Raw genomic sequence first — 21621 nt, forward strand, 5'->3', positions numbered from 1 at the left:
TTACTTCCTTTTAGAATTTCTTTTAGTCTTTGTAGAATTAGAGACTTTATGAGTCTTCTTTGCTTGACCTACTTTTCTTTCTTTTTGATTTTGTTTTTTACTATAATCGTTTTTTTTAGGATGATCTGGTTTTTGTTTTTTATAAGTAGCTTTCTCTTCTTGTCTTAATTCTCTTTGGAATTTTTGCAAATCCTTTTTTCTCAAACCAATCTTATTAGGACCTAAAACTTTCACTTCTTCAAGCAACATTGAAAGTAATTTACAAACTAATTGAGTCATATCCGCACTACTTCTTACCTGCTCATAAAGACGCAAAGCCTCATCACTAATTGGGTATTTTAAGATTTTTTCTATCCATTGCGTATCTTTTTTGCTAATGGTATCTTGAATATTAGGTATTTCATAAAGCTCAATGGTAGCCTTAGTATTTTCTTTTATCCTACGCAATTCTTTAAACTCTAAAGGTGTTGCAAGTGTAATAGCGACCCCTTTTTTGCCTGCTCTACCTGTCCTACCTATACGATGGACATAAGATTCTGGATTTAGGGGAATATGGAAGTTAAAAACATGGCTAACTCCACTAATATCAAGCCCACGCGCTGCAATATCTGTCGCAACTAAAATATTACTCTTAGAATCTTTAAAGGCTTTAATAGACCTATGTCGCTCCCTCTGCTCCATATCTCCGTGCATTGCACACGCCTTATATCCACGCTCTATTAGCCGCTTAGCTAAAATATCGGCTTCTTTTTTCATACGCGTAAAGATAATAGCTTTAGAGGGCATCTCACTATCAATTAAACGCACAATAGCTTCTTCGCGTTCTGCATCATTAATAATATAATACCGCTGTGAAATATCTTCATTAGTAGTGTTTTCTGGTGTGATTTTAATAAATTTTGGATTATTAAGAATCTTTTGGGCTAAATGCTTAATAGGAATAGGCATAGTTGCTGAAAAAAGTAAAGTTTGATGGTCTTTATAGAGATATTGAAAAATCTCTTCAATATCGTCTAAAAATCCCATATCAAGCATTTCATCAGATTCATCTAACACAACAACGCGTGGAGAAAAACTTTTTAACTTATGATTACGAAGATAATCTAATAATCTTCCCGGAGTTGCGATAACAATTTGTGGCTTTTTATCTAAGAGTTCTAATTGTTTAAAAACAGATTGTCCCCCAACAAAGCAAACCGTGCGGACTTTGTTATATTTGCCTAATTGAAAAATTTCATCACTTACTTGCATAGCAAGCTCTCGTGTGGGGGTGATAATTAATGCTTCAATACTTCCATTATGTTTTAAACTATTAATTAAAGGTAGCCCAAATGCTGCAGTTTTTCCTGTCCCTGTTTGAGCCTGTGCTATCACATCAAGCCCATCTAAAATAGCTGGAATAGCTTCTTTTTGAATAGGGCTTGGCTGAATAAAACCCAACTCTTTAATACCTCTTAATACACTTTTTTTAAACCCAAAATTCAAAAAGTCTGAAACCTCATCAACAAAATCTTTTGCCATAGATTTTTTACTACTTTTTATTTTATTTACCTTGTTTTCCATAAATTTTAACCAAATTCCTAAATATATTCTTCAATTATAACACAACATTCGCAAACAAACCCTACTTTAAGCCAATAAACTTTTATCTCAAAAGACAACAATTTTAGGATTATTAATGCCTTTAAAACTTTTTATTTCCGTAATTAATTCTTGTAAATTTGTCCATAAAGATTTTTTGTCAATATAAATAGTATCAAATACAAAATCTCGCATCATACTTGAGAACATAATTTGTTTATAGGCGATCTTGACACAATGAAATTTTCCCTCTCCTAAAATCTTCATCTTCATATCCATTGTGTCTTTTTCATTAGTGCTTAGAATAAGAAAAAATTTTTTAGCACTCTCTTTAAGTTTTTGGTAATAAAGATAGATATTTTTATCACCCTCACTTAATCGCTCTTTATTCAACCTGTCTAAATATTGTTCCATAAAACTAATAGATACTGGGGCTAGCTGATTTTCTGGATACTTAAAATAACAATTTTTCATAGCTTTAGACTGCAAAGATTTTTGATAAATCTTATTATCTAAAATCGTAATACAAATATCTAACCCATTTTTGATTTTTTTATAAAGCATTTTATGGACTTTTTGAAAAGATTTTTGAAAACCTTGATGATAACCTTTATAAAATGCCGCTTTAATAACACTTAGATTGGATATTCTTTGGGAAATAATTTTGTTTTCTTCTGCTAATCTTTGTAATTCTCCTTCAAGTTTTTCTTGCTTTTGTAATATTTCTTGAGGTTTTTTTGCTAAAGATTCTAATTTACGCACAATTGCCGCTAATTCTGTATTACAAGCTTGGATTCTTCGCTGAATTATTTTTAAAGTATCTTTTGCATTTTCTAAGGCAGCATTTAATGCTTGATAATGTAATTGATACTTAATAAAATACTCTAAAAAAAGATTCTCAACATTTACCTTATGATCGAAGTCTGATAAAAAGTTTTCAAGCCTTACAACTACACTTAATTCCTCGATAAAATCATCTTTTTTAAGTGTTTTATCATTAAAAAGAAGATTATCCAAAGCCTTAAAAACAAATCTTTTGGTATAAATAAATTCTAATAAGACTTTTTGCTCTACGATACACAAATCATTTAGAAAACTTACGGCTAGAAAATGTTGCTGAAAATACCTTTTAATGACACTATCAATACTAAGGGTTAAAGGTATATTTTTAATTGCATCATAATTAGTAGTTTTATAAATTTCTGCAATAGCTAAATCACGTTTATTACTTTGGATTGCTTCTAATTGTTCATCTGTTTGGTTACGCCAAAAATCTGATTCACTAATAAAAGTACTTCCATCAAACTCTTGAAATTTAGAGGCTTTGCAATCTGCAATTTGATTGTTCTCATCACAACGAAACTCTACAAACATACCCTCCATAGGGATAACTTTCTTATCGTGCCAAGCCTCTTTGGTAAATTCAAAAAGCATTTTAGAGGCATTAATGACCACCCCTTTACCATTACTACTAAAATATCTAACTATTCTACCATGCATACATTTTTTCTCTCTTGATAAATCTTTAAATACTCTTGCTGCATTTGTTCTCTTAAGCTTTCATACCAATTCTCTTCATTAGGCGTAAATGCAGGAAGATATTTTATACTAAAGGGATGATTATCAAACTTCATAGAACCTATATCTAAACAATCTCTAGTTCCACAAAAAATGATAGGCTGAACCTTTAGATGAAAATGCTCAATTAAAAATTTAGCACCGCTTTTAAAGGGTAAGAATTTCTCTTTTCCCAAAGATCGAGTCCCCTCTGGAAAGATACATAAAACCCTCCCTTTAGACAATCTATCTTTAGCCTCTTTAAGTAAAAATACACTCTCTCTCTTACTTTCACGATTAATTAAAATCATCTTAGGAGCTTTGAGGGCATGTCCATATAAAAAAGGCTCACCCAACTCTTTCTTTGCAATCCAACATAAATCATTAGGGTGAAATGCTTCAAAATAAACTACATCCATAAAGCTTTGATGATTCATCACTAAAACTTGTGCAGTTTTATCTAATTCTCCTATTATTTTAGCACTAACCCCAAAAAGTTTAAAAAAGGCAGAAGCGGTAACCCTCCTCACCTTTCTATGGTATTTAGGGAATAGATACATAAATAAAATGCTCCAAGGTATTACAAGCAACACATAAAGCACTGCACTAAAAGCCCTAATCTTGGATATCATTTTTTCTTACCCACCCAATACGTTCATCTTCTAACATTACCTTATAATAATCCCTAACATCGGATAAAACTTCTACTTTCATTGGTTCTTGCGTGATTAAAATAATCGTGGAGTTAAAAGTCGGCTGAATATGTATCGCAGTATTTACCTTTAAAACTGCAGAGGTTCTAACTGAAAGTAAGAAAAATAAAAGCACTAAAAGAAGAATCCCTAAAAGCATAAAAATCCATTTTCGTTTATAAAAATACAAACCAAAAAATATAAGCGCTAAAAAAACTATCAAAGAAACTTGATAAAATTGGATATTATTTTTAGGCTTTATATCGCTCTGTGTGCTAACGCGTTCATCTTGTGGAATATTATCGACTTGCAATTCAATATATTGAGATTTTTCTGTATTGAAATATTCAAAAGAGATAACCCCTAAGCTCTTTGGCACAATCGCATAATAAAACGCAACAGCCTCTTTATAATCCCCACTCTTACTTTCAATACCTTGTTGGTAAGATTGCAAATAAAAGTCAAAAAGATTCCCTAAATTGCTTTGTAATTGCAAAACAACAAGATTGTGCCCAGAATCATAATTAGTAATTTTAGAATCTAAAATTTTTAAATCTTTAGCTAGGACTTGAGAATATCCGCCTTTTCGCTCTAACTTAATGGCTCTACCAGTGATAAAATCTGTGCTCTCTTGAAATTCCCCTTCTATAGTATTAACCATAACTTCAACTTTAGGAATAGTAAAGTTAGGTTGATTAATTTTAAAATAAAAGGTATTACTAAGACTAGAATCTTGATTTAAAGTCCAGGTTTCTTTTGGGTTTAATACTTCAACACTCGCATTATCTAAAATAAATTTTGTTTCAATGGTAGAATATTGACTTAATACCAACAACTTCAAAGTAATAGGAATAATTTGATGAACATACAAAATACTATAAGGAGGATTCACTATATCTAAATAAACATTTTTAGTAATAAGATTTTGCTTTGTTGCCTCTTGGAGTTTTAATTTTTCCTCTTCATAAGCTTCTTGTTTATTTTTTTTCTCATTTTCTTGGCTTTCTTGTGAGGTATTAAAATCCAAAGGAGAAGAACTTTCTTCTATCACCACTTCAGGTAAAATATTTTCTCTTGTTATATTCCCCTCAACCAAAATAACATCTTTAGAGGTTTCTTTCTGCGTAATAGTAGAATTAAAAGTATTATCTTTAGAGGTGGGAAATACAAACCCATCTTTAGCAAATAATTGAAGTACTAAAATACTATAGAAAAAAAATTTCATAAAATTTCTAAAAATCCCTCTAACATCTTTAATCCGGCAGTGCCACCCAAAACTTCCTCCACAGCCCTTTCAGGATGAGGCATAAGCCCAAAAACATTTTTATTTTTATTACAAATCCCAGCAATATTTTCTAAAGAACCATTAATATTTTGAGTATATTTTAACAAAATCTGTCCATTTTCCTTTAATTGTTCTAACCCTTCTTTATGAATATAATAATTTCCTTCAGCGTGGGCAATAGGAATATTAATAATTGCTTTTGTGCAAAAATTTTTCAAAAAAATATTATGGGTATCCACAATCTCTAAATCTACATTTTTTGAGATAAAATGCAAATTTTCATTATGCTTCATAGCACCAGGTAATAATCCACTCTCTAAAAGTATTTGGAATCCATTACACACTCCAAGCACATAGCCACCATTATTTGCAAAATCTATAACAGAGTGCATAATAGGTGAAAACCTTGCAATGGCTCCACTTCTTAGATAATCTCCATAACTAAAGCCACCAGGAATTATAACTAATTTGGTATGCTTAGGCAGTGCCCTCTCTTGATGCCAAATAATTTGACTTTTAACACCTAAAAGAGAGAAAGCATATTCCATATCATATTCGCAATTAGTCCCTAAAAATTGTAAAATCGCTACACCCATTTTATAGCTTTATCTGGTAATCTTCGATGACCGTATTTGCTAAGAGAGTGTCACACATAAGATGCACCTGTTTTTTTACCTCTTCTACTTCTTTGCTATCTATTTCTAAAATAATAGCTTTACCCACATTCACTTCTTGAATATTTGTATGCCCTAAAGACTCTAAAGCATTATGTATAGCCTTACCTTGAGGATCTAAAACACCATTTTTTAACCGCACAATCACTTCAACTCTCATAAACTTAGCAAAATCCTTTTTAATATTTCTTCATAAGCCATTTTTACATTACCCAAATCCTCTCGGAATCTATCTTTATCTAATTTCTCTTTTGTGTTTTTATCCCAAAAACGACAAGAATCAGGCGTAATTTCATCCGCTACTAAAATTTCCTTTTCCTTATTTAAACCAAATTCTAATTTAAAATCCACCAACATCAAATCTCTGCTATCAAAGAACTCACGCAAGATTTCATTAACCTCACGAGCAATTTTTCTTAAATATTCTAACACTTCTACAGATTTCACACAATTTAAAATCAAAGCGTGTTCATCATTGATAAGCGGATCACTTAAAGAATCATCTTTATAATAAAACTCCACTAAGGTAAAGGGTAGCTTTTCTCCCTCTTTAATCCCTAATCTTTTCGTTAATGATCCTGTTGCGATATTTCTTACTACAACTTCAATGGGAATAATTTCAACAAATTGACATAACATTAGATTATCTGCTAAAGTTTCTTTGTAATGCGTCCTAATACCCTTTGTCTCTAAAAGTTTAAAAATTTCAGAAGAAATTTTACAATTTAAAGCACCTTTTCCCTCTTCATTCCCTCTTTTTTGGGCGTTAAAGGCAGTCAAATCATCTTTAAACTCTGCTAAGAGGAGGTTTTCATCACTAGTTTTATAAAGCTTTTTTCCTTTTCCTTCATATAATTTTTCTTTTTTCTCTACTTGCATAAACGCATTCCTCTACTTTTGAATAATCGTTAAAGTCTTTAATACATCAATAGCACTTTTAAGTTGAATATCATTCATAATTTGGGTAGAAGATATTTCATTTTCTTTTGATTTTGCCTTAGTATTGTCTTTAGGATTAATTTTTTCTAATTCACCCTCTAAATGTTTCTTTAAATCTGCCTCTTTAATGCTAAATCCATTTTCATCATTAGGAACCACACCAGGTAAGACTTCAATATCAGGTGTTACCCCTACAGCCTGTATCGTGCGACCACTTGGCAGATAATAACGAGCAATCGTTAAACGCAAAGCTTCTTTCTTCTCAGTAGGCAATACAACTTGCACACTTCCTTTACCAAAAGTTGTCTCTCCTATAAGGATTCCCCTTTTATGGTCTTGCAATGCTCCTGCTACAATCTCACTTGCACTTGCGCTCCCATTATTAACAAGCACTACTAAAGGGATTCTTGCATAAGGAGTTCTTGAAGTAGCCTCATAAACAATATCCTCATCTTTTACGCGTCCTTTTTGTGAAACTATGGTGCCCTCTTTAATAAATAAATTACTTAGCTCCACAGCTTGATTTAAAAGCCCACCAGGATTATTTCTCAAATCTAAAACTATTCCATCAATTTTTTTAAATTTCTTTAGTTCTTCTTCAACCCTTTGTGCCACCCTTTTATCAAAAGAAGTTACTCGCACATAAACATAATCCGTATCCTCAATTTTTTTTGCATAAACTGATTCAACTTTGATATTATCTCTTACAATATCAAAAACTAAAGGTTTAGGATTATCTTTTCTAACAATGGTTAATTGGACTTTTGTATTAGGCTTTCCACGCATTTTATTGACAGCATCATCTAAGCTCATACTCAAAGTGCTTTCATCATTGATTTTTAAAATAATATCACCACTCTTTAAACCTGCTCTATCACCCGGACTACCCTCAATAGGAGCGATAATAGTAATTCCCCCATTTTTCAAAGAAATAGTAATACCTACCCCACCAAACTCTCCATTAGTTTGTATCCTAAGCTCTTCAAATTTTTTCTCATCTAAATAGGCAGAATGTGCGTCAAGATTGCTTAAAAGCCCTTCAATAGCTTTATTAACAATCTCATCAAGTGTTAATTCATCAACATAGTAATTCTCAATCGTTCCAATGACTTTTCTTAATTTATTATAAGAATCTAGACGTGAATTTTCTGAATCTTTAGATGCTGCTAAAACCTGAACGCTAAGCCCAAAAAACAATATTGTTAAAATCATTTTAAAACAAGTTCGTGTGATCTTCATTCTCTCAACCTAAAATTTTAATTTATTAACTAGCAATTGTAGCCTATCATCTCTGAAATAAACATAATTTTATTTTTTAAATACATAAAACAAGATGCAGAAGTAAAAATATATTTTTTATGTTATTTTAGATACAATTTAAATTTTAAACCTAAGATAAAAATGGGAGAAAAAATGGCATTGGATGAAAGTAAGCAAAAAGCCATAGAACTTGCCATCAAGCAAATTGATAAAGCTTTTGGCAAAGGTGCTTTAATTAGACTTGGGGATAAACCCGTTGAAAAAATTGATTGTATTAGCACAGGTTCTTTAGGATTAGATATTGCACTTGGTATTGGAGGCATCCCAAAAGGGAGAATCATTGAAGTTTATGGTCCTGAAAGCTCTGGTAAAACAACACTTGCATTACAAATTGTTGCAGAATGCCAAAAAAATGGAGGCATTTGTGCCTTTATAGATGCTGAACATGCTTTAGATGTTACTTATGCAAAACGTTTAGGTGTAGATATTGAAAATCTCCTTGTATCTCAACCAGATTTTGGAGAACAAGCTTTAGAAATCTTAGAAACACTTACAAGAAGTGGGGGTGTAGATTTAATCATTATTGATTCTGTAGCAGCACTCACACCAAAAAGCGAAATTGAAGGGGATATGGGCGACCAACATGTAGGACTTCAAGCAAGATTAATGAGTCAAGCACTAAGAAAAGTTACAGGCATTATCCACAAAATGAATACCACCGTTATCTTTATTAACCAAATTCGTATGAAAATTGGAGTAATGGGCTATGGAAGTCCAGAAACGACAACAGGTGGGAATGCTTTAAAATTTTATGCGAGCGTTAGAATTGATGTAAGAAGAATTGCAAGTTTAAAACAAGGAGAACAAAATATAGGAAATCGCGTTAAAGCAAAAGTTGTAAAAAACAAAGTTGCACCTCCTTTTAGAGGAGCAGAATTTGACATTATGTTTGGAGAGGGTATTAGCAAAGAGGGAGAATTGATAGATTATGGAGTAAAGCTTGATATTGTCGATAAAAGTGGTGCTTGGTTTAGCTATGGAGATAAAAAACTAGGGCAAGGCAAAGAAAATGCTAAGATATTCTTAAAAGAAAATCCAGAAATCTCTCAAGAAATAGAGGAAAAAATTAAATCCTCTATTTCTATCTCTGATGATTTATCCAATACTTCAGAAGATGACGAATAAGCCCTAAATAATCTAAAATGTAAGGAGAAATAATGACTTTTATTGATGAAATTTATGCGCAAGAAGTTTTAGATAGTCGAGGGAATCCTACTATTAAAGCAACTATTATTTTAAGTGATGGTAGTGTAGGAAGTGCTATTGTCCCTAGCGGTGCAAGCACGGGAAAAAGAGAAGCTTTAGAATTAAGAGATGGGGATGAGCGTTTTTTAGGCAAGGGAGTTTTAAAAGCTTGTGAAAATATACAAACAACTATCTATGACACCATTAGCGGATTAAACCCTTATGAACAAACTAGGATTGATAATCTCTTAATACAAGCAGATAATACAGAAAACTTCTCTAACTTAGGGGCTAATGCAATACTTGGTGTTTCTATGGCTGTTGCTAGGGCTGCAGCAAAAAGTCTAAATATACCACTTTATCGGTATTTAGGCGGAGCTAATGCTTTAACACTGCCTATCCCAATGCTTAATATTATTAATGGAGGAAGCCACGCTGATAACACTGTAGATTTTCAAGAATATATGATTATGCCTCTTGGTTTTGATACTTTTAGTGAATCACTAAGGGCTAGTGCAGAAATCTACCAACATTTAAAAAAAATCCTCAACCATTCTAAACATATTACAAGTATTGGTGATGAGGGCGGATTTGCTCCCAATCTTAAAAACAATGAAGAGCCTCTACAAATTATTTCTGAAGCCATCAAAAAGGCTGGTTATAAGGAGGGAGAGCAAATATTCCTAGCTCTTGATGTGGCAAGCAGTGAATTTGTTAATCAAAAAGGCATTTACTCTCTCAAAGGTGAGGGAAAGGAACTTTGTGCAGAAGAACTTATTGAATACTATGAGAAGCTTATCGCAAAATATCCTATTATCTCTATAGAAGATGGCTTAAGCGAAGATGATTGGGAGGGCTGGAGAAAACTTACGCAAAAATTAGGGAGCAAGATTCAACTAGTAGGTGATGACTTATTTGTAACAAATGCTAAAATACTTGCAGAGGGTATTGAACAAAATATTGCAAATGCCATTCTTATTAAACCTAACCAAATTGGAACTATCACTCAAACAATGGAAACCATACGTTTAGCACAAAGAAATAACTATAAATGTATTATGAGCCACAGGAGTGGAGAGAGTGAAGATGCTTTTATAGCAGATTTTGCTGTAGCACTTAATACAGGAGAGATTAAGACAGGTTCTACCGCAAGGAGTGAGCGAATGGCAAAATACAATCGCTTATTAACCATTGAAAATGAACTTCCTCATTCAATCTACTTAGGAAAAACACTCTTTAAGATGCTAAAATGAAAAATAAGACTATAAACTATCAAGGAATATTCCATTTGCTCCCTTTTTTTAGCCTTGTGCTAATAGTCTGCATTGCAGGAATTTACATTGGCAATTTGCTTTTTGGTAGCAACTCTTTAAGTATCTTATTAGAACTTCAAGAAAAGAAAGAAAAAATACATCAAGAAGTGAATTTTTTGACAAACCAAAACGCAAACTTACAAAAAGAACTTTTTGAATTAAAAGGCTTAGAACCACAATGAAAAGAATTATTTTACTATTTGCCCTAACTTCATTATTGGCTAATGAAGCACAAAAACTACCAAATATACCAACACTAAATATCGATTCAGATCCCACCCCAACAATAGATACAACCAATAATACAGGAAATACTCAAACATCACAACCTTTACGCAACCCCTTTGATGCTTTAGTAACCCCAAAATCAAGCGGACAATTATCAAATTTACCGGATCTTAATTTATTTACAAAAACAGAAATTACCTTACCATCAACTGCAAGAAAGATCAAAAAAATAACTATAGACTATCAAAATCTTGATGGTTCTATCACAACCTTTGAAAAAGTCTTAGATGGTAACATAGATTGGCATCTTCCTCTAATCTTAGCACAAGAAATCCAATTACCTAACACCCAAGCAGTCGCGAAATCAAACTTCACTTTAGGTGATTCTTTTAGTTTTGATATTAACAAACAAAAAGTTATATTAAAAACCTCCTTCACTCTCATAAGAAACTTCACTCTTACCTCACCTACTCGTCTTATACTAGACTTTAAAAGTATTGCCAATAAACCACTCACCGAATCCTTAACAACCAATCTCCCTGTTATTACAGAAGTTACTTTAGAGACGCATTTAGATTTTTATCGCATTACCCTAAGCCTTGATGGGCAATACAACTATTCTATCAAAAGCGATAAAGAAGAGGCATTAGAAATTGACTTATATTAACCTTGTGTTAATTGGTTTTATGGGTAGTGGAAAGAGTAGCGTTGCAAAATCACTTTACCAAAAAACTAAAAAGTTGATTTTAGATAGTGATAAAATCATTGCAAATAACGAAAACTTAAGTATCCCAGAAATATTTTCCTCCAAAGGAGAGGACTATTTTAGAAAATGTGAAAAAGATTTTTGTTATTTTGTAAGCAAAAATATTCAAAACTGCATTATTGCAACAGGGGGAGGAATGCCTCTATTTTGTGATGTTAAAATAATGGGAAAAGTTTTCTTTTTGCACTTAGATTTTGATAATATCCTCTCTAGACTTTCCAAAAAAGAAATCCAAAAACGTCCCCTCTTTGAAAATAAAAATCAAGCTTTAGAGCTTTATTTAAAGCGATTAGAAACTTACAAAAGCAATGCTGATATTATAATTAATGCTAACCAAAGTCTAGAAAAAATCTCTCAAGATATTTTAGAATCTTTATGAAAAAGCCCCTATTTATTCGCTTTAAAAACACAAAAACTGGTGGTGCAGAAATTTATCTCTCTAGGATAGCACAAGCCATTTATGATAAAAATCCCTCTATTTTTTCAAGCGGTGATTATTCCCAAGATTCCAAACTTTTTGTAAAAATTCCAAGATTTTTTCCCTCTTTTTTAGCTTTTCTTTATTTCTTGTATTCTTATGAAAAATTCCACAAATCTCATCCAAACTTTCTTTATTTTAGCCTTGAGAGGGTTTTACACTGCGATATTTATCGTGCAGGAGATGGTATCCACAAACAATGGTTAGCGATAAAAACCCACAATAAACCTTTTAAAAAATTCAAAAGCTTCTTTAACCCTATGAATATTCTCTATACTTTTATAGAGCCAAAACTTTTCAAAAATGCTAAAAAAATTATTGCTAACTCCCAAATGATAAAGGATTCTCTTATTGAATACTTTCATATCCCTCCCCATAAAATTGAAGTTATTTATAATGGTATTAAAATCCCAAAGGCTATTAATAAAGGTAAAGCTAAAGAATCACTTATCCATAAATTTCCTGTTTTAAAAGAAAAAATATTCATTCTTTTTGTAGGAAGTGGATATGCTAGAAAAGGACTAAAAGAAGCCCTTATTATGCTCTCAAAAGTTACTTCCAAACAATGGCATTTTCTCATTATTGGCAAAGACAAAAAGATTACATATTATCAAAAACTAGCTCAAACATTATCTTTAGAAGATAATGTTTTATTCCTAAACGCACAAGAAAACATAGTATCCTTTTATCAAGCAAGTGATATTTTCTTATTCCCTACAACTTATGAACCTTGCTCAAATGCTACTTTAGAAGCAGCAAGCTATGAAAATGCCATCATAACCACTAAACAAAATGGGGCGGGAGAACTCTTTTTAAGCGATACCATTTTAGAAAACTCTAAAGATATTTTAAGGGGTTGTGAAATTTTAAATACACTTTTAGAAAATCAACAACTCCTCTCTACAACACAGAAAAAATGTGCAAAAGCAGTCCAACACCTAACCCTACAAAACCATTTAGAAAAAACATTAGAGGTTATAAAAAACCTATGAATATCCTTATTAGAATCCCTAATTGGCTAGGTGATGCAGTAATGGCAACTTTTGCAGTGGAGATTCTTTATCAAACTTATCCAGAAGCTCATTTTTATTTAGTCGGGAGTGAAGTTAGCTGCGAACTTTTTAGCCATTACCCTAATACCACGCTTTTAGTGGATAATAGTAAAAAGCAAAGATTTAGAATATTTCACTTATATACTTTAGCTAAGAAGATTCCCCCTTGTGATATTGCTTTGACCTTCCAAAATAACTTTTTATCTGCTTTATTTTTATTTTTTAATAAAGCAAAAGAGCGGATAGGATACAACAAAGAAATACGTTCCTTCCTACTTACTAAAGCCCCCAAAAAACAGGCAAATTTACACGAAGTTTTGCATTTTAGCTCCCTTATAAAAACACTTATCCCAAATACCAACCTAAGCCCAAAATTGTATTTAAGAAAGCCTCCTTTAGATATTACATTACCCAAACATTGGCAAAATCAAAAAATAGCGGGTATCAATGCAGGTGCAGCCTTTGGCAGTGCAAAACGTTGGAAAGAGGAATATTTTGCAGAAGTTATCGCCTTTTTGTTAGATAAAAATTTCAAGATTATCCTTTTTGGTGTCACATCTGAAAACGCTATTAATGAAAAAATCCTCTCTTTTTTACCACCTAACCCTACAAATATTTTAAATTTAAGTGGACAAACAACCATTCAAAGCCTTATGGCTTATATTCAAAAACTCCATCTATTGATAACTAATGATAGCGGTCCTATGCATATTGCAGCAGCATTTGAAATCCCAACTTTAGCAATCTTTGGTCCAACTAACGAACAAGAAAGTGCACCTTTTAATGCAAAAAATGCCCACATTATCTCCTTAAAAACACTCCATCAAGCCCTCTACTGCCAACCTTGTAAAAAAAGAATTTGTCCCCTCTCTAAAGATTCTAAGGGCTTTCACGCCTGTATGATAGACTTAAAACCCACTTTTATCATCAAAAAACTTCAATCCCTTATAAGTAATATTTAATTAAAATAATCTCTAATAGAGGTATGAAATGAGAACAATACAAATAGGGCACTCTCCAGATGCCGATGATATTTTTATGTATTATGCTATCGCATTTGGCTGGGTTGGAAGCTCCATAAATTTTCAAAACCAATCATTAGATATACAAACCCTCAATGAAATGGCACTTAATGGAGTATTAGATATCTCCGCTATTTCTTTTGGTGTCTATCCGCTTTTATTTCAAGAACAATGCCTTCTAAGGACTGGAGTGAGTTTTGGTGAAGGCTATGGTCCCAAACTTATCAAAAAAAGGGGTGTAACCCTAAAGAAAAATTTTAAAGTTGCTTTAAGTGGGGCTCATACGACTAATGCCCTACTTTTTAAAATAGCTTATCCGCAAGCTAGAATCTCTTATAAAAATTTTTTAGAGATTGAAAAAGCCGTTTTAAGTGGTGAAGTTGATGCGGGCGTTTTAATCCACGAATCCATTTTAGAATATGATTCTACTTTAGAAGTAGAAAAGGAAATTTGGGATATTTGGAGTGATTATAATCAAGAAGGACTACCCCTTCCTCTTGGAGGAATGTGTATAAGACGTTCTATCCCTCTAAGTTTAGCTATAGAATGTGAAGAAATCTTAACTAAAGCCATAGAAATAGCTTTAAGGCACAAAAATATTCTTTCTAAAATGCTCTTAGAGAGGAATCTTATTAGAGTGGATGCTCAAAAGCTAGAACATTATTTAAATCTCTATGCTAACAACAACTCTTTATCGCTCTCTAGCATACAAATAAAAGCCATCAATACACTTTTTAAACTTGGCTATGACAGAGGCTACTATCCTCAACCCCTTGAAGTTAATGACTGCCTTATTCCTATAGAATATAAACAATCCCGCTATTAACGAATACTATAATAAATTTTAATTCTAATCTTTGTTGTTACACTTGGGTAAGGATAATCTTTATAAGCAATCTCTATCGTATGTTTGCTGTTATTATCAAGCAGAGCATAACCGCTAGAGGTTAAAAGCTTCAAATCAGAAATATTACCATTTGGGTATAAATAAAATTCTACAACATTTATTCCTTGTTGCCCTGTCCTACCTGCTACTCGTGGATACTTCAAATAAGATTGTGTGATTTTACCTATTGCCTTTAAATTATCTTCTAAAAATTTACGCTCTTCTAAACTTAGAGAATGCAAGTCTTCCCCATAGAGTTCTTCCATCTCTTTATTAGATTGACCAAAGGCATTTTTCCCAAGACTATAAATAGAGGGAGAGGAAGCAGCAGAGGGAGGGACAGGGTTACTTTTAGACTTTGATTCTTCAGCAAGAGTTGGAGGTAAATCTTCCTTTTTGGGATTTATTTCTACTTTTTGTGGAGCAGGTTTAGATTTTGCTGTTTTTAATTTCTTCTCTTTAGGTTTTACCTCCTCTTTTTTGATAACTGGTATATCCTGATTTAGAGGCTTTGTTGCAAGTTTCTCATTTTGTGGAGGAGCTAATTCTCCTTTAGAGGGTGGAACAAATTTAAAATCCCTAATATTAATACGTTCTTTTTCTTGACTTCCATGCTTTTCTAAATGCTGTAAATTTTCTTTTGGAAAATCCCAAACAAACCAAATAACAATTATTAAATGTAAAAAAAAAGATATAGAAAATGCAATAATACTTCTTGTATCAAAAGTTCTATTACTTCTTATATAATGACTTCTTAAATTTTTCAACATATTATTTATCCACAGAAAAACAATTACTAAATACTAAAATGTAAGATATATCACTTATTTCTTACAATAAAGCTTTTCTTGTTCCTCTTGTAATAATCCTTCAAATTTTTTAATATTATATTTATCTACCATACTTACCCCATTTGGGCTTAATAAAACCAAATAACGTATCCCATAAGCTTCAAAAATGATAAGTTTTGTTTGAAACCCTAAACTCATAGTCGAAGTAACATTAATATCATTAATATTTTCTTTATTTTTAAAAAATTCCAATAAAGAATAACTCTTATGAGTAGATACACGATTCTTCACATACCAAAGAAAGATTAATAAACCCACTAGAATAAGAATTACTCCTACATACTGGAATAAATCTATACTTGCTAATGGAGGCTTTGCCATTTCAAAGGGAAAACTATCTTTCCCGTCTTGTGATTTATTTAAAGATGGTAAAGAATTTTCCTGTGCTAATCCATTCAATAATAAAATAAAATAAAATAGCAAAATCCTCATACTGTGCTGATACTTTCCCTTGTAAGATAATAAATAATAGCATTAGAATCTAAAATTTCATTAACACGAATCGCAAGATTCTTTTCATAAACCATTACTTCTCCTTTGCCTATAATTCTTCTGTTAATGAATATTTCTACACTCTCTCCTGCAGGTTTTTGCAAATCAATAATAGAACCTTTTTCAAAACGTAAAATATCCAATAATGGGATTTTTGTTGCACCTAATTCTGAACAAAACACCACTTCCATATCTAAAAGCCCACTATAATTCTCCATAATTCCCTCAAGATAACGCGCTAAATCTTCTTGCTTGGGAACTTGAACTTTTGCTAATGTAAATTCATCTGCTGACATTTTATCCCTTTTATTTGATTAAAGAAGTATTATAACCTAATCTAAGAATAAAAACAAAACAAGGATTAAAGAATAAAGGAGTATTAAATACTAGCAATGCTAGTATTTAAATTAATGGACATCACGCCAAATTTTACGTTTCCATAAATAAGCGACTACACCCATAATCACCATAAAAATCACAAGTTTATAACCCAAAGATTCGCGTTCAGGTTTTTTGCTATCTCCAACGCTCTCCATATAAGCTATAACTTGATCTTCTGCTTCTTTAGTTAAACCAACTCTAGGCATAGCAGTTCCTGCTAAATGCTTCTGTGGATCATTGATAAAAGTATGCAAATACTCTATATCTCGACTTCTAATCATCATTGATAAATCTGGAACTTTTGTCTCAAGATAAGTTTTCAAACCACCCGCTGCATAAATTTTGTCATATTTTATATCGTGACATCTTGCACAAGCATCAATAAATACTTCCTTATTACTCATACTTTTAGGTGCGATGCTTTGTAAATAAGCAACCATATCAGAAATTTCTTGATCACTCATCCAATTATAATTTGGCATTGGGTGATTACCATCAAACTTATGAGTTTGCTTTGTTGCTACCGCTATATCTTTAATAACATTCCCTAAAAAATTCTTCTCATAAATAAAACCTGCACTAGAAAGATCCGGCGGAACCACCCCATAAGCAGCTAATGCATCAGTATCAGAGAAAGGAGATTCCACCCCTTCTTTCTTAATACTATGACAAGCTATACAATTCGCAAAGACAAGTTCTTTTCCATTTGCAGCATTTCCATTAGCACTTATTGGTGTTAAATCCAAAAAATTATAATCAGCAGGAGTAACTTTTGGGTGCATTTGGCTATGTGCAAAAGGCTCAACTCCCCAATAAATAATCGCTGTAACAATAACGACAATGATTAAGGTTAAGAATTCTTTCATTTTTACTCCTTAGCTATTTTATCTTCAATTTTTGTAATAATTGGCAACACAATAAGCAACAGAGCTAAAAATGATATAGAAGCAACAAAACCAATATAAGCATTAGCTCCTGTCGGAGGCAATTTACCCCATATTGTTAGAATAATCATATCTGCTACTAATAACCAAAACCATACCATAAATGCTGGACGCTTATGCGCAGGAGCCACAACATTGCTCCTATCAAGCCAAGGAAGGAAAAGAAAAATAACATTAGCAATACCAAAAGCTATTAAACCTAAATCCGCACTAAAGAAAAATCCCCTTAAAACTTCATAACTCCATAAAAAATACCATTCTGGATAAATATGAGGAGGGGTTTTTAAATGATCGGCAGGATCAAAGTTAATAGGATCAAGGGCAAAACTATAATGATAACAAGTCAAATAAAATAAAAATGCTAAGAAGAAACTTGCTACAAAGAAGTCTTTAGATAAAAACATCGGCCAAAAAGGAATGACTTTGGATTCTTTTTTATTCCCCGCTTTAAATTTTTCTGCCTCTTTTTCAAAATCAATTTCCTCGCCATACATATTATTCACATGAGGAATCCTTAAGGTATAAAAATGTATCACAATAACCGCCATAATAGCCACGGGCAATAAAACAACATGAAGCATGAAAAATCTAGTTAAAGTCGCATCAGAAACAATGAAATTACCGCGAATCCAAATCACTAAATCAGGACCAATCACAGGAATAGCACCAAAGAGATTGGTAATAACTGCTGCAGCCCAATAACTCATCTGTCCCCAGGGTAACATATAGCCACTAAATGCCTCTGAAGAAAATAGAATAAATAACAACATACCTGTAATCCAAATCATTTCTCTCCCGCGTTTATAAGAACCATAATAAATACCAACAAACATATGGATATAAATAATCAAAAAACACACAGAGGCACTAACAGCGTGTAAATGTCTCCAAAGCCAACCATATTTCACTTCTTGCATAATCGTATAATTAACGCTATCAAATGCCAATTTAGTATCGGGTTTATAATACATTAATAAAAATAATCCAGAAACTACCAAAATAGTAAATAAAACAACTAAAACTATCCCCATAGCCCAAAGAAAATTAATATTTTTAGGTATCCAATATTCTGTCATTAAAACTTTTGTTAAAGTCCTTATTGCGATTCTTTGATCTAACCAATCAATAACACCATTTGCTTTTTGTATTTGCGCCATTTAAACCTCCTTATGCCTTACCAACTAACTTTAAATACTCAGGACCCTCTTCTCCTAATACCAATTTATCCCCATCAATTTTAAAAGGTGGAATTTTCATAGGGCTAGGTGGAGGACCAAAAGTATTTTTACCACATACATCAAATTTACCACCATGACAAGCACAATGAAATTCTGCGGAATTTGTATTATAAGAGGGAATACAGCCAAGATGAGTACATATCTGAATCCCGACACTATAATTTATATCACCTACAACAACATCCCTATCTTCACATTTTTTCATCGCTACGGTTTTTTTAATAATATACACAGGAGTTCCTCTATATTCAACTTGCCTATATTCACCCTCTTGCATACTGCTTAAATCTATAGTAGTAAAACCAGCGGATACTACACTTGGCAAGGGATCCCAAGAAGATTTCATAGCAACTAGTGAAGCACCAACACCTACTGCTGCAATTCCTCCAAGAGTCATACCAAGAAAATCTCTACGATTGATATTTTCTGCCATTATTGCCTCCTAACTCATAATTTAAACATAAAACCTATTATTTTAACACAAGAAAACTTTAATTACTGAATATTTTTCTAGTAATTTGAGAAAAAGTAAAATATTTTAAATCTTTAACAAAACCTAGCAAAAAGAAAGTAAGATTTTTACATTTACAAATTCTCCAATACAAATAACAATATAAAAATTCCCAAAAAGCTTTAACAAAAAACAAAAATCTGCTTAAAAAAATCACAAACTATTAGTAAAAAACTTGAACTTGAATATAAAAATTGAGTGGTAAATCTTTTTATAAAAACTAATATGATTTCAAATATCCTAATGCATAAATATTCTTGTTGCTTTGTAATTCCAAAATAATGATTGGTGGTTTATGATTTTTAAGGAGCAGTAATGCTTACCACTAACAATTTTATACCAAATCTAATAGAAAAAAGTCTTATGAGAGATTAATTATAAGTAGCAATAGTAAATCTTACAGAACAATTAAATTTAAATATTAATAAAAAACAATTCTTCCAAAAGTCAATAACAAGAATAGCTCCTCCATAAAAGAGCATAAAAGATAAGTTTATCCTACATAGGCAAGTATAACTCCTATCTTTGAATCTTTCTTTTCACAACAAAACCATTTTAAATGGTTTTATGATTTTCTATCTTGCCCGATAAGATAAACATTCACTGGTATTAAATAACCCACAACAAACCCGATATACTTCATCCTTAAATACTACAATTTTACCTAATGCTTGCCATAAATTCCCAGTCTTAAATCATTTCAAAAAACTCCATTAGGAATTTCTTACACAAAAAGCAAGATTATCTCTACTCTTTGAAGTCAAATATATTGATAACTTCATATACTAATAAAAATAAATTCAAACAAAATATAGCAGAAAAAAGAAGTAAAATCGCAATAAGAAAACTTATCGCGTAAGTTCAGATTAATTCAATGATAGCCATTTGGGAAGCATCACCTACCCTTAATCTTGTTTTGATGATTCTTGTATAGCCACCATTTCTATTTACATATTTTGGAGCAATCTCTTTAATAATCTTTTTCACAGACTCTTTATGTTGTAAATGTGAGAAAATTAAACGATGTGCCATAGAATCATTTTTCTTAGCCTTAGTAATAAGTTTTTCAAAGTAACTTTGTAGCTCCTTTGCCTTTGGAAGTGTTGTCTCAATTTTTCCACTTATAATTAAAGCAATAGATAAATTTTTTAACAGAGCTTTTCTATGAGAGGAGGTTCTGCCAAGCTTTCTATATCCGTGTTTATGTCTCATTTCATATCCTTAATTTTAGTTAGAAAATTTTTTCTTAAGACGTAGGGCTAGATCTTTAGAAATTGGTTTATTCACTGGATAGCCTAACTCATCAAGTTTCATTGTAATTTCATCTAAAGACTTTTTACCTAAATTTTTAATATTTTTAATTTGATCTTCACTTAATAACACCAATTCACCTAAATAACGAATCCCTGACCTATCTAAACAATTAAAACATCTTGCACTAAAATTCAAACTATCGATACTTTGCAAGAGTGTTTTTATCTCAGGAATATCCTCTTCTCCATCACTAACCTCTGAAACTTCTATATTAAGCTCTGAATTAAAAATCGCCATTTGTCTATGCATAACACTTAACGCATTTTTAAAAGCAGTCAAAGGCTCTACTTGTCCATCGGTTTGAATATCAAAAATTACCTTTTCATAATTAGGATCATCTTCTAAAAGAATATTCTCTGTAGTATAAGTAACATTTGTAACGGGCGTAAAATATGCGTCTAATGCCATAAATCCCTCTGGAACATCTGGTCGTATATCTTCACTAGCTACATAACCAATTCCCTTACGAATAATGATAGAAAAATTAAGTGATGCATCTTCATTAATAGTTGCCAAATGTGTATCTGGAGTAACAATATCAATGGTATCATTTTCCAAATCTGCACCTGTAATAACTCTTGGTCCAGTGAATTTATAATCTATAGTAATGCTTTCTTGATCATCTTTAGTTTTAAAACGAATCGCCTTAAGATTAACGATAAAATGTGAAACATCTTCCACTACACCACGAATAGAATCAAACTCATGTGCCACTCCTGCTATTTTAAGTGCTATTGGGGCGCTACCAACAGAGCTTCCAAGCAATAATCTTCGCAATGGATGTGCTAAAGTAATTGCATATCCAAATTCAAAGGGATATGCACTAATTTGAACTCTATTTAAACCAATTTCTTTAACTTCAATCTTTGTTGGCACATGAGGAGAAATTTTGATACTTTTCATACTAACACC

At 31.9% G+C, this 21621-nt stretch carries 24 protein-coding genes; 8 read left to right on the forward strand and 16 right to left on the reverse strand.

Annotated features, from left to right (window positions below; genetic code table 11):
* The 8 genes from LS72_RS00525 to LS72_RS00560 all read right to left on the reverse strand — a co-directional run bounded on the left by LS72_RS00525 (position 1) and on the right by LS72_RS00560 (position 7967).
* Positions 1-1521, reverse strand: coding sequence for a DEAD/DEAH box helicase (locus LS72_RS00525; RefSeq protein ID WP_034552084.1), 1521 nt, complete (start codon positions 1519-1521; stop codon positions 1-3).
* A gap of 129 nt (positions 1522-1650) precedes the next feature.
* Complete coding sequence (locus LS72_RS00530) at positions 1651-3081, reverse strand: hypothetical protein (protein WP_052087196.1); 1431 nt, start codon at positions 3079-3081, stop codon at positions 1651-1653.
* Positions 3066-3770, reverse strand: a complete 705-nt coding sequence (locus tag LS72_RS00535) for a lysophospholipid acyltransferase family protein (protein WP_034551974.1) — start codon at positions 3768-3770, stop codon at positions 3066-3068. Before LS72_RS00535 ends, LS72_RS00530 begins: the two co-directional genes overlap by 16 nt.
* The gene (locus LS72_RS00540) at positions 3754-5055 is read right to left on the reverse strand and encodes an SH3 domain-containing protein (protein ID WP_138154871.1); all 1302 of its coding nucleotides are present in this window, start codon (positions 5053-5055) and stop codon (positions 3754-3756) included. The genes LS72_RS00535 and LS72_RS00540 overlap by 17 nt, the downstream gene beginning before the upstream one ends.
* Positions 5052-5711, reverse strand: coding sequence for a phosphoribosylformylglycinamidine synthase subunit PurQ (gene purQ, locus LS72_RS00545; protein WP_034551977.1), 660 nt, complete (start codon positions 5709-5711; stop codon positions 5052-5054). The genes LS72_RS00540 and purQ overlap by 4 nt, the downstream gene beginning before the upstream one ends.
* 1 nt (position 5712) lies before the next feature.
* On the reverse strand, positions 5713-5949 hold the full coding sequence (gene purS, locus LS72_RS00550) for a phosphoribosylformylglycinamidine synthase subunit PurS (RefSeq protein WP_034551980.1): 237 nt from the start codon (positions 5947-5949) through the stop codon (positions 5713-5715).
* Complete coding sequence (purC, locus tag LS72_RS00555; RefSeq protein WP_034551982.1) at positions 5946-6668, reverse strand: phosphoribosylaminoimidazolesuccinocarboxamide synthase; 723 nt, start codon at positions 6666-6668, stop codon at positions 5946-5948. Before purC ends, purS begins: the two co-directional genes overlap by 4 nt.
* Before the next feature lie 12 nt (positions 6669-6680).
* Positions 6681-7967 (reverse strand): S41 family peptidase, encoded by a 1287-nt coding sequence (locus LS72_RS00560; RefSeq protein WP_034551985.1) that lies wholly within the window; start codon positions 7965-7967, stop codon positions 6681-6683.
* A gap of 174 nt (positions 7968-8141) precedes the next feature.
* Here LS72_RS00560 and recA point away from each other — a divergent pair, with 174 nt between their 5' ends.
* Genes recA through LS72_RS00600 form a run of 8 tightly spaced genes read left to right on the forward strand, consistent with a single transcriptional unit; the run spans position 8142 to position 14918 of the window.
* Positions 8142-9173 carry a recombinase RecA gene (recA, locus tag LS72_RS00565; protein ID WP_034551987.1) on the forward strand — a complete coding sequence of 344 codons (1032 nt, stop codon included), beginning with the start codon at positions 8142-8144 and terminating at the stop codon, positions 9171-9173.
* Positions 9174-9205: 32 nt separating this feature from the next.
* Positions 9206-10486 (forward strand): phosphopyruvate hydratase, encoded by a 1281-nt coding sequence (eno, locus tag LS72_RS00570; protein WP_034551989.1) that lies wholly within the window; start codon positions 9206-9208, stop codon positions 10484-10486.
* Positions 10483-10728, forward strand: a complete 246-nt coding sequence (locus LS72_RS00575) for a hypothetical protein (protein WP_034551991.1) — start codon at positions 10483-10485, stop codon at positions 10726-10728. The genes eno and LS72_RS00575 overlap by 4 nt, the downstream gene beginning before the upstream one ends.
* Positions 10725-11441 (forward strand): AMIN domain-containing protein, encoded by a 717-nt coding sequence (locus LS72_RS00580; protein ID WP_034551993.1) that lies wholly within the window; start codon positions 10725-10727, stop codon positions 11439-11441. Before LS72_RS00575 ends, LS72_RS00580 begins: the two co-directional genes overlap by 4 nt.
* Positions 11428-11919: a shikimate kinase gene (locus LS72_RS00585; RefSeq protein ID WP_138154873.1), complete on the forward strand. Its 492-nt coding sequence runs from the start codon at positions 11428-11430 to the stop codon at positions 11917-11919. The genes LS72_RS00580 and LS72_RS00585 overlap by 14 nt, the downstream gene beginning before the upstream one ends.
* Positions 11916-13010 carry a glycosyltransferase family 4 protein gene (locus tag LS72_RS00590; protein ID WP_034551996.1) on the forward strand — a complete coding sequence of 365 codons (1095 nt, stop codon included), beginning with the start codon at positions 11916-11918 and terminating at the stop codon, positions 13008-13010. Before LS72_RS00585 ends, LS72_RS00590 begins: the two co-directional genes overlap by 4 nt.
* On the forward strand, positions 13007-14032 hold the full coding sequence (gene waaF, locus LS72_RS00595) for a lipopolysaccharide heptosyltransferase II (protein WP_034551998.1): 1026 nt from the start codon (positions 13007-13009) through the stop codon (positions 14030-14032). Before LS72_RS00590 ends, waaF begins: the two co-directional genes overlap by 4 nt.
* A 28-nt stretch (positions 14033-14060) precedes the next feature.
* Complete coding sequence (locus LS72_RS00600) at positions 14061-14918, forward strand: menaquinone biosynthesis family protein (protein ID WP_034552000.1); 858 nt, start codon at positions 14061-14063, stop codon at positions 14916-14918.
* Here LS72_RS00600 and LS72_RS00605 read toward each other — a convergent pair.
* From LS72_RS00605 to LS72_RS00640, 8 genes are all read right to left on the reverse strand, one after another.
* Positions 14915-15748 (reverse strand): energy transducer TonB, encoded by an 834-nt coding sequence (locus LS72_RS00605; RefSeq protein WP_052087197.1) that lies wholly within the window; start codon positions 15746-15748, stop codon positions 14915-14917. The genes LS72_RS00600 and LS72_RS00605 overlap by 4 nt on opposite strands.
* Before the next feature lie 54 nt (positions 15749-15802).
* The gene (locus tag LS72_RS00610; RefSeq protein ID WP_034552002.1) at positions 15803-16261 is read right to left on the reverse strand and encodes a hypothetical protein; all 459 of its coding nucleotides are present in this window, start codon (positions 16259-16261) and stop codon (positions 15803-15805) included.
* Positions 16258-16617 carry a flagellar motor switch protein FliN gene (gene fliN, locus LS72_RS00615; RefSeq protein WP_034552004.1) on the reverse strand — a complete coding sequence of 120 codons (360 nt, stop codon included), beginning with the start codon at positions 16615-16617 and terminating at the stop codon, positions 16258-16260. Before fliN ends, LS72_RS00610 begins: the two co-directional genes overlap by 4 nt.
* Positions 16618-16728: 111 nt before the next feature.
* Positions 16729-17568, reverse strand: a complete 840-nt coding sequence (locus LS72_RS00620) for a c-type cytochrome (protein ID WP_034552005.1) — start codon at positions 17566-17568, stop codon at positions 16729-16731.
* A 2-nt stretch (positions 17569-17570) separates the two neighbouring features.
* Positions 17571-18803, reverse strand: coding sequence for a cytochrome b (locus tag LS72_RS00625; RefSeq protein WP_034552006.1), 1233 nt, complete (start codon positions 18801-18803; stop codon positions 17571-17573).
* A 10-nt stretch (positions 18804-18813) separates the two neighbouring features.
* Positions 18814-19317: a ubiquinol-cytochrome c reductase iron-sulfur subunit gene (gene petA, locus LS72_RS00630; RefSeq protein WP_108910291.1), complete on the reverse strand. Its 504-nt coding sequence runs from the start codon at positions 19315-19317 to the stop codon at positions 18814-18816.
* Between the two features lie 939 nt (positions 19318-20256).
* Positions 20257-20607 carry a 50S ribosomal protein L17 gene (gene rplQ / locus LS72_RS00635; RefSeq protein WP_034552008.1) on the reverse strand — a complete coding sequence of 117 codons (351 nt, stop codon included), beginning with the start codon at positions 20605-20607 and terminating at the stop codon, positions 20257-20259.
* Positions 20608-20622: 15 nt separating this feature from the next.
* On the reverse strand, positions 20623-21612 hold the full coding sequence (locus LS72_RS00640) for a DNA-directed RNA polymerase subunit alpha (protein ID WP_034552011.1): 990 nt from the start codon (positions 21610-21612) through the stop codon (positions 20623-20625).
* Between the last annotated feature and the right edge of the window lie 9 nt (positions 21613-21621).

Origin of the sequence: Helicobacter apodemus (genome assembly GCF_000765745.2) — a bacterium.
GTDB classification, from domain to species: Bacteria; Campylobacterota; Campylobacteria; order Campylobacterales; family Helicobacteraceae; genus Helicobacter_D; species Helicobacter_D apodemus.

Bases quoted from the DNA above. Each gene is read 5' to 3' on its own strand.
- LS72_RS00625 (WP_034552006.1), bottom strand. From the start codon at position 18,803: ATGGCGCAAATACAAAAAGCAAATGGTGTTATTGATTGGTTAGATCAA.
- LS72_RS00535 (WP_034551974.1), bottom strand. From the start codon at position 3,770: ATGATATCCAAGATTAGGGCTTTTAGTGCAGTGCTTTATGTGTTGCTT.
- rplQ (WP_034552008.1), bottom strand. From the start codon at position 20,607: ATGAGACATAAACACGGATATAGAAAGCTTGGCAGAACCTCCTCTCAT.
- LS72_RS00530 (WP_052087196.1), bottom strand. From the start codon at position 3,081: ATGCATGGTAGAATAGTTAGATATTTTAGTAGTAATGGTAAAGGGGTG.
- LS72_RS00560 (WP_034551985.1), bottom strand. From the start codon at position 7,967: ATGAAGATCACACGAACTTGTTTTAAAATGATTTTAACAATATTGTTT.
- LS72_RS00610 (WP_034552002.1), bottom strand. From the start codon at position 16,261: ATGAGGATTTTGCTATTTTATTTTATTTTATTATTGAATGGATTAGCA.
- LS72_RS00580 (WP_034551993.1), top strand. From the start codon at position 10,725: ATGAAAAGAATTATTTTACTATTTGCCCTAACTTCATTATTGGCTAAT.
- petA (WP_108910291.1), bottom strand. From the start codon at position 19,317: ATGGCAGAAAATATCAATCGTAGAGATTTTCTTGGTATGACTCTTGGA.
- LS72_RS00600 (WP_034552000.1), top strand. From the start codon at position 14,061: ATGAGAACAATACAAATAGGGCACTCTCCAGATGCCGATGATATTTTT.
- LS72_RS00575 (WP_034551991.1), top strand. From the start codon at position 10,483: ATGAAAAATAAGACTATAAACTATCAAGGAATATTCCATTTGCTCCCT.
- LS72_RS00540 (WP_138154871.1), bottom strand. From the start codon at position 5,055: ATGAAATTTTTTTTCTATAGTATTTTAGTACTTCAATTATTTGCTAAA.
- LS72_RS00620 (WP_034552005.1), bottom strand. From the start codon at position 17,568: ATGAAAGAATTCTTAACCTTAATCATTGTCGTTATTGTTACAGCGATT.
- purC (WP_034551982.1), bottom strand. From the start codon at position 6,668: ATGCAAGTAGAGAAAAAAGAAAAATTATATGAAGGAAAAGGAAAAAAG.
- purS (WP_034551980.1), bottom strand. From the start codon at position 5,949: ATGAGAGTTGAAGTGATTGTGCGGTTAAAAAATGGTGTTTTAGATCCT.
- eno (WP_034551989.1), top strand. From the start codon at position 9,206: ATGACTTTTATTGATGAAATTTATGCGCAAGAAGTTTTAGATAGTCGA.
- waaF (WP_034551998.1), top strand. From the start codon at position 13,007: ATGAATATCCTTATTAGAATCCCTAATTGGCTAGGTGATGCAGTAATG.
- LS72_RS00590 (WP_034551996.1), top strand. From the start codon at position 11,916: ATGAAAAAGCCCCTATTTATTCGCTTTAAAAACACAAAAACTGGTGGT.
- fliN (WP_034552004.1), bottom strand. From the start codon at position 16,617: ATGTCAGCAGATGAATTTACATTAGCAAAAGTTCAAGTTCCCAAGCAA.
- purQ (WP_034551977.1), bottom strand. From the start codon at position 5,711: ATGGGTGTAGCGATTTTACAATTTTTAGGGACTAATTGCGAATATGAT.
- LS72_RS00525 (WP_034552084.1), bottom strand. From the start codon at position 1,521: ATGGCAAAAGATTTTGTTGATGAGGTTTCAGACTTTTTGAATTTTGGG.
- LS72_RS00640 (WP_034552011.1), bottom strand. From the start codon at position 21,612: ATGAAAAGTATCAAAATTTCTCCTCATGTGCCAACAAAGATTGAAGTT.
- LS72_RS00605 (WP_052087197.1), bottom strand. From the start codon at position 15,748: ATGTTGAAAAATTTAAGAAGTCATTATATAAGAAGTAATAGAACTTTT.
- recA (WP_034551987.1), top strand. From the start codon at position 8,142: ATGGCATTGGATGAAAGTAAGCAAAAAGCCATAGAACTTGCCATCAAG.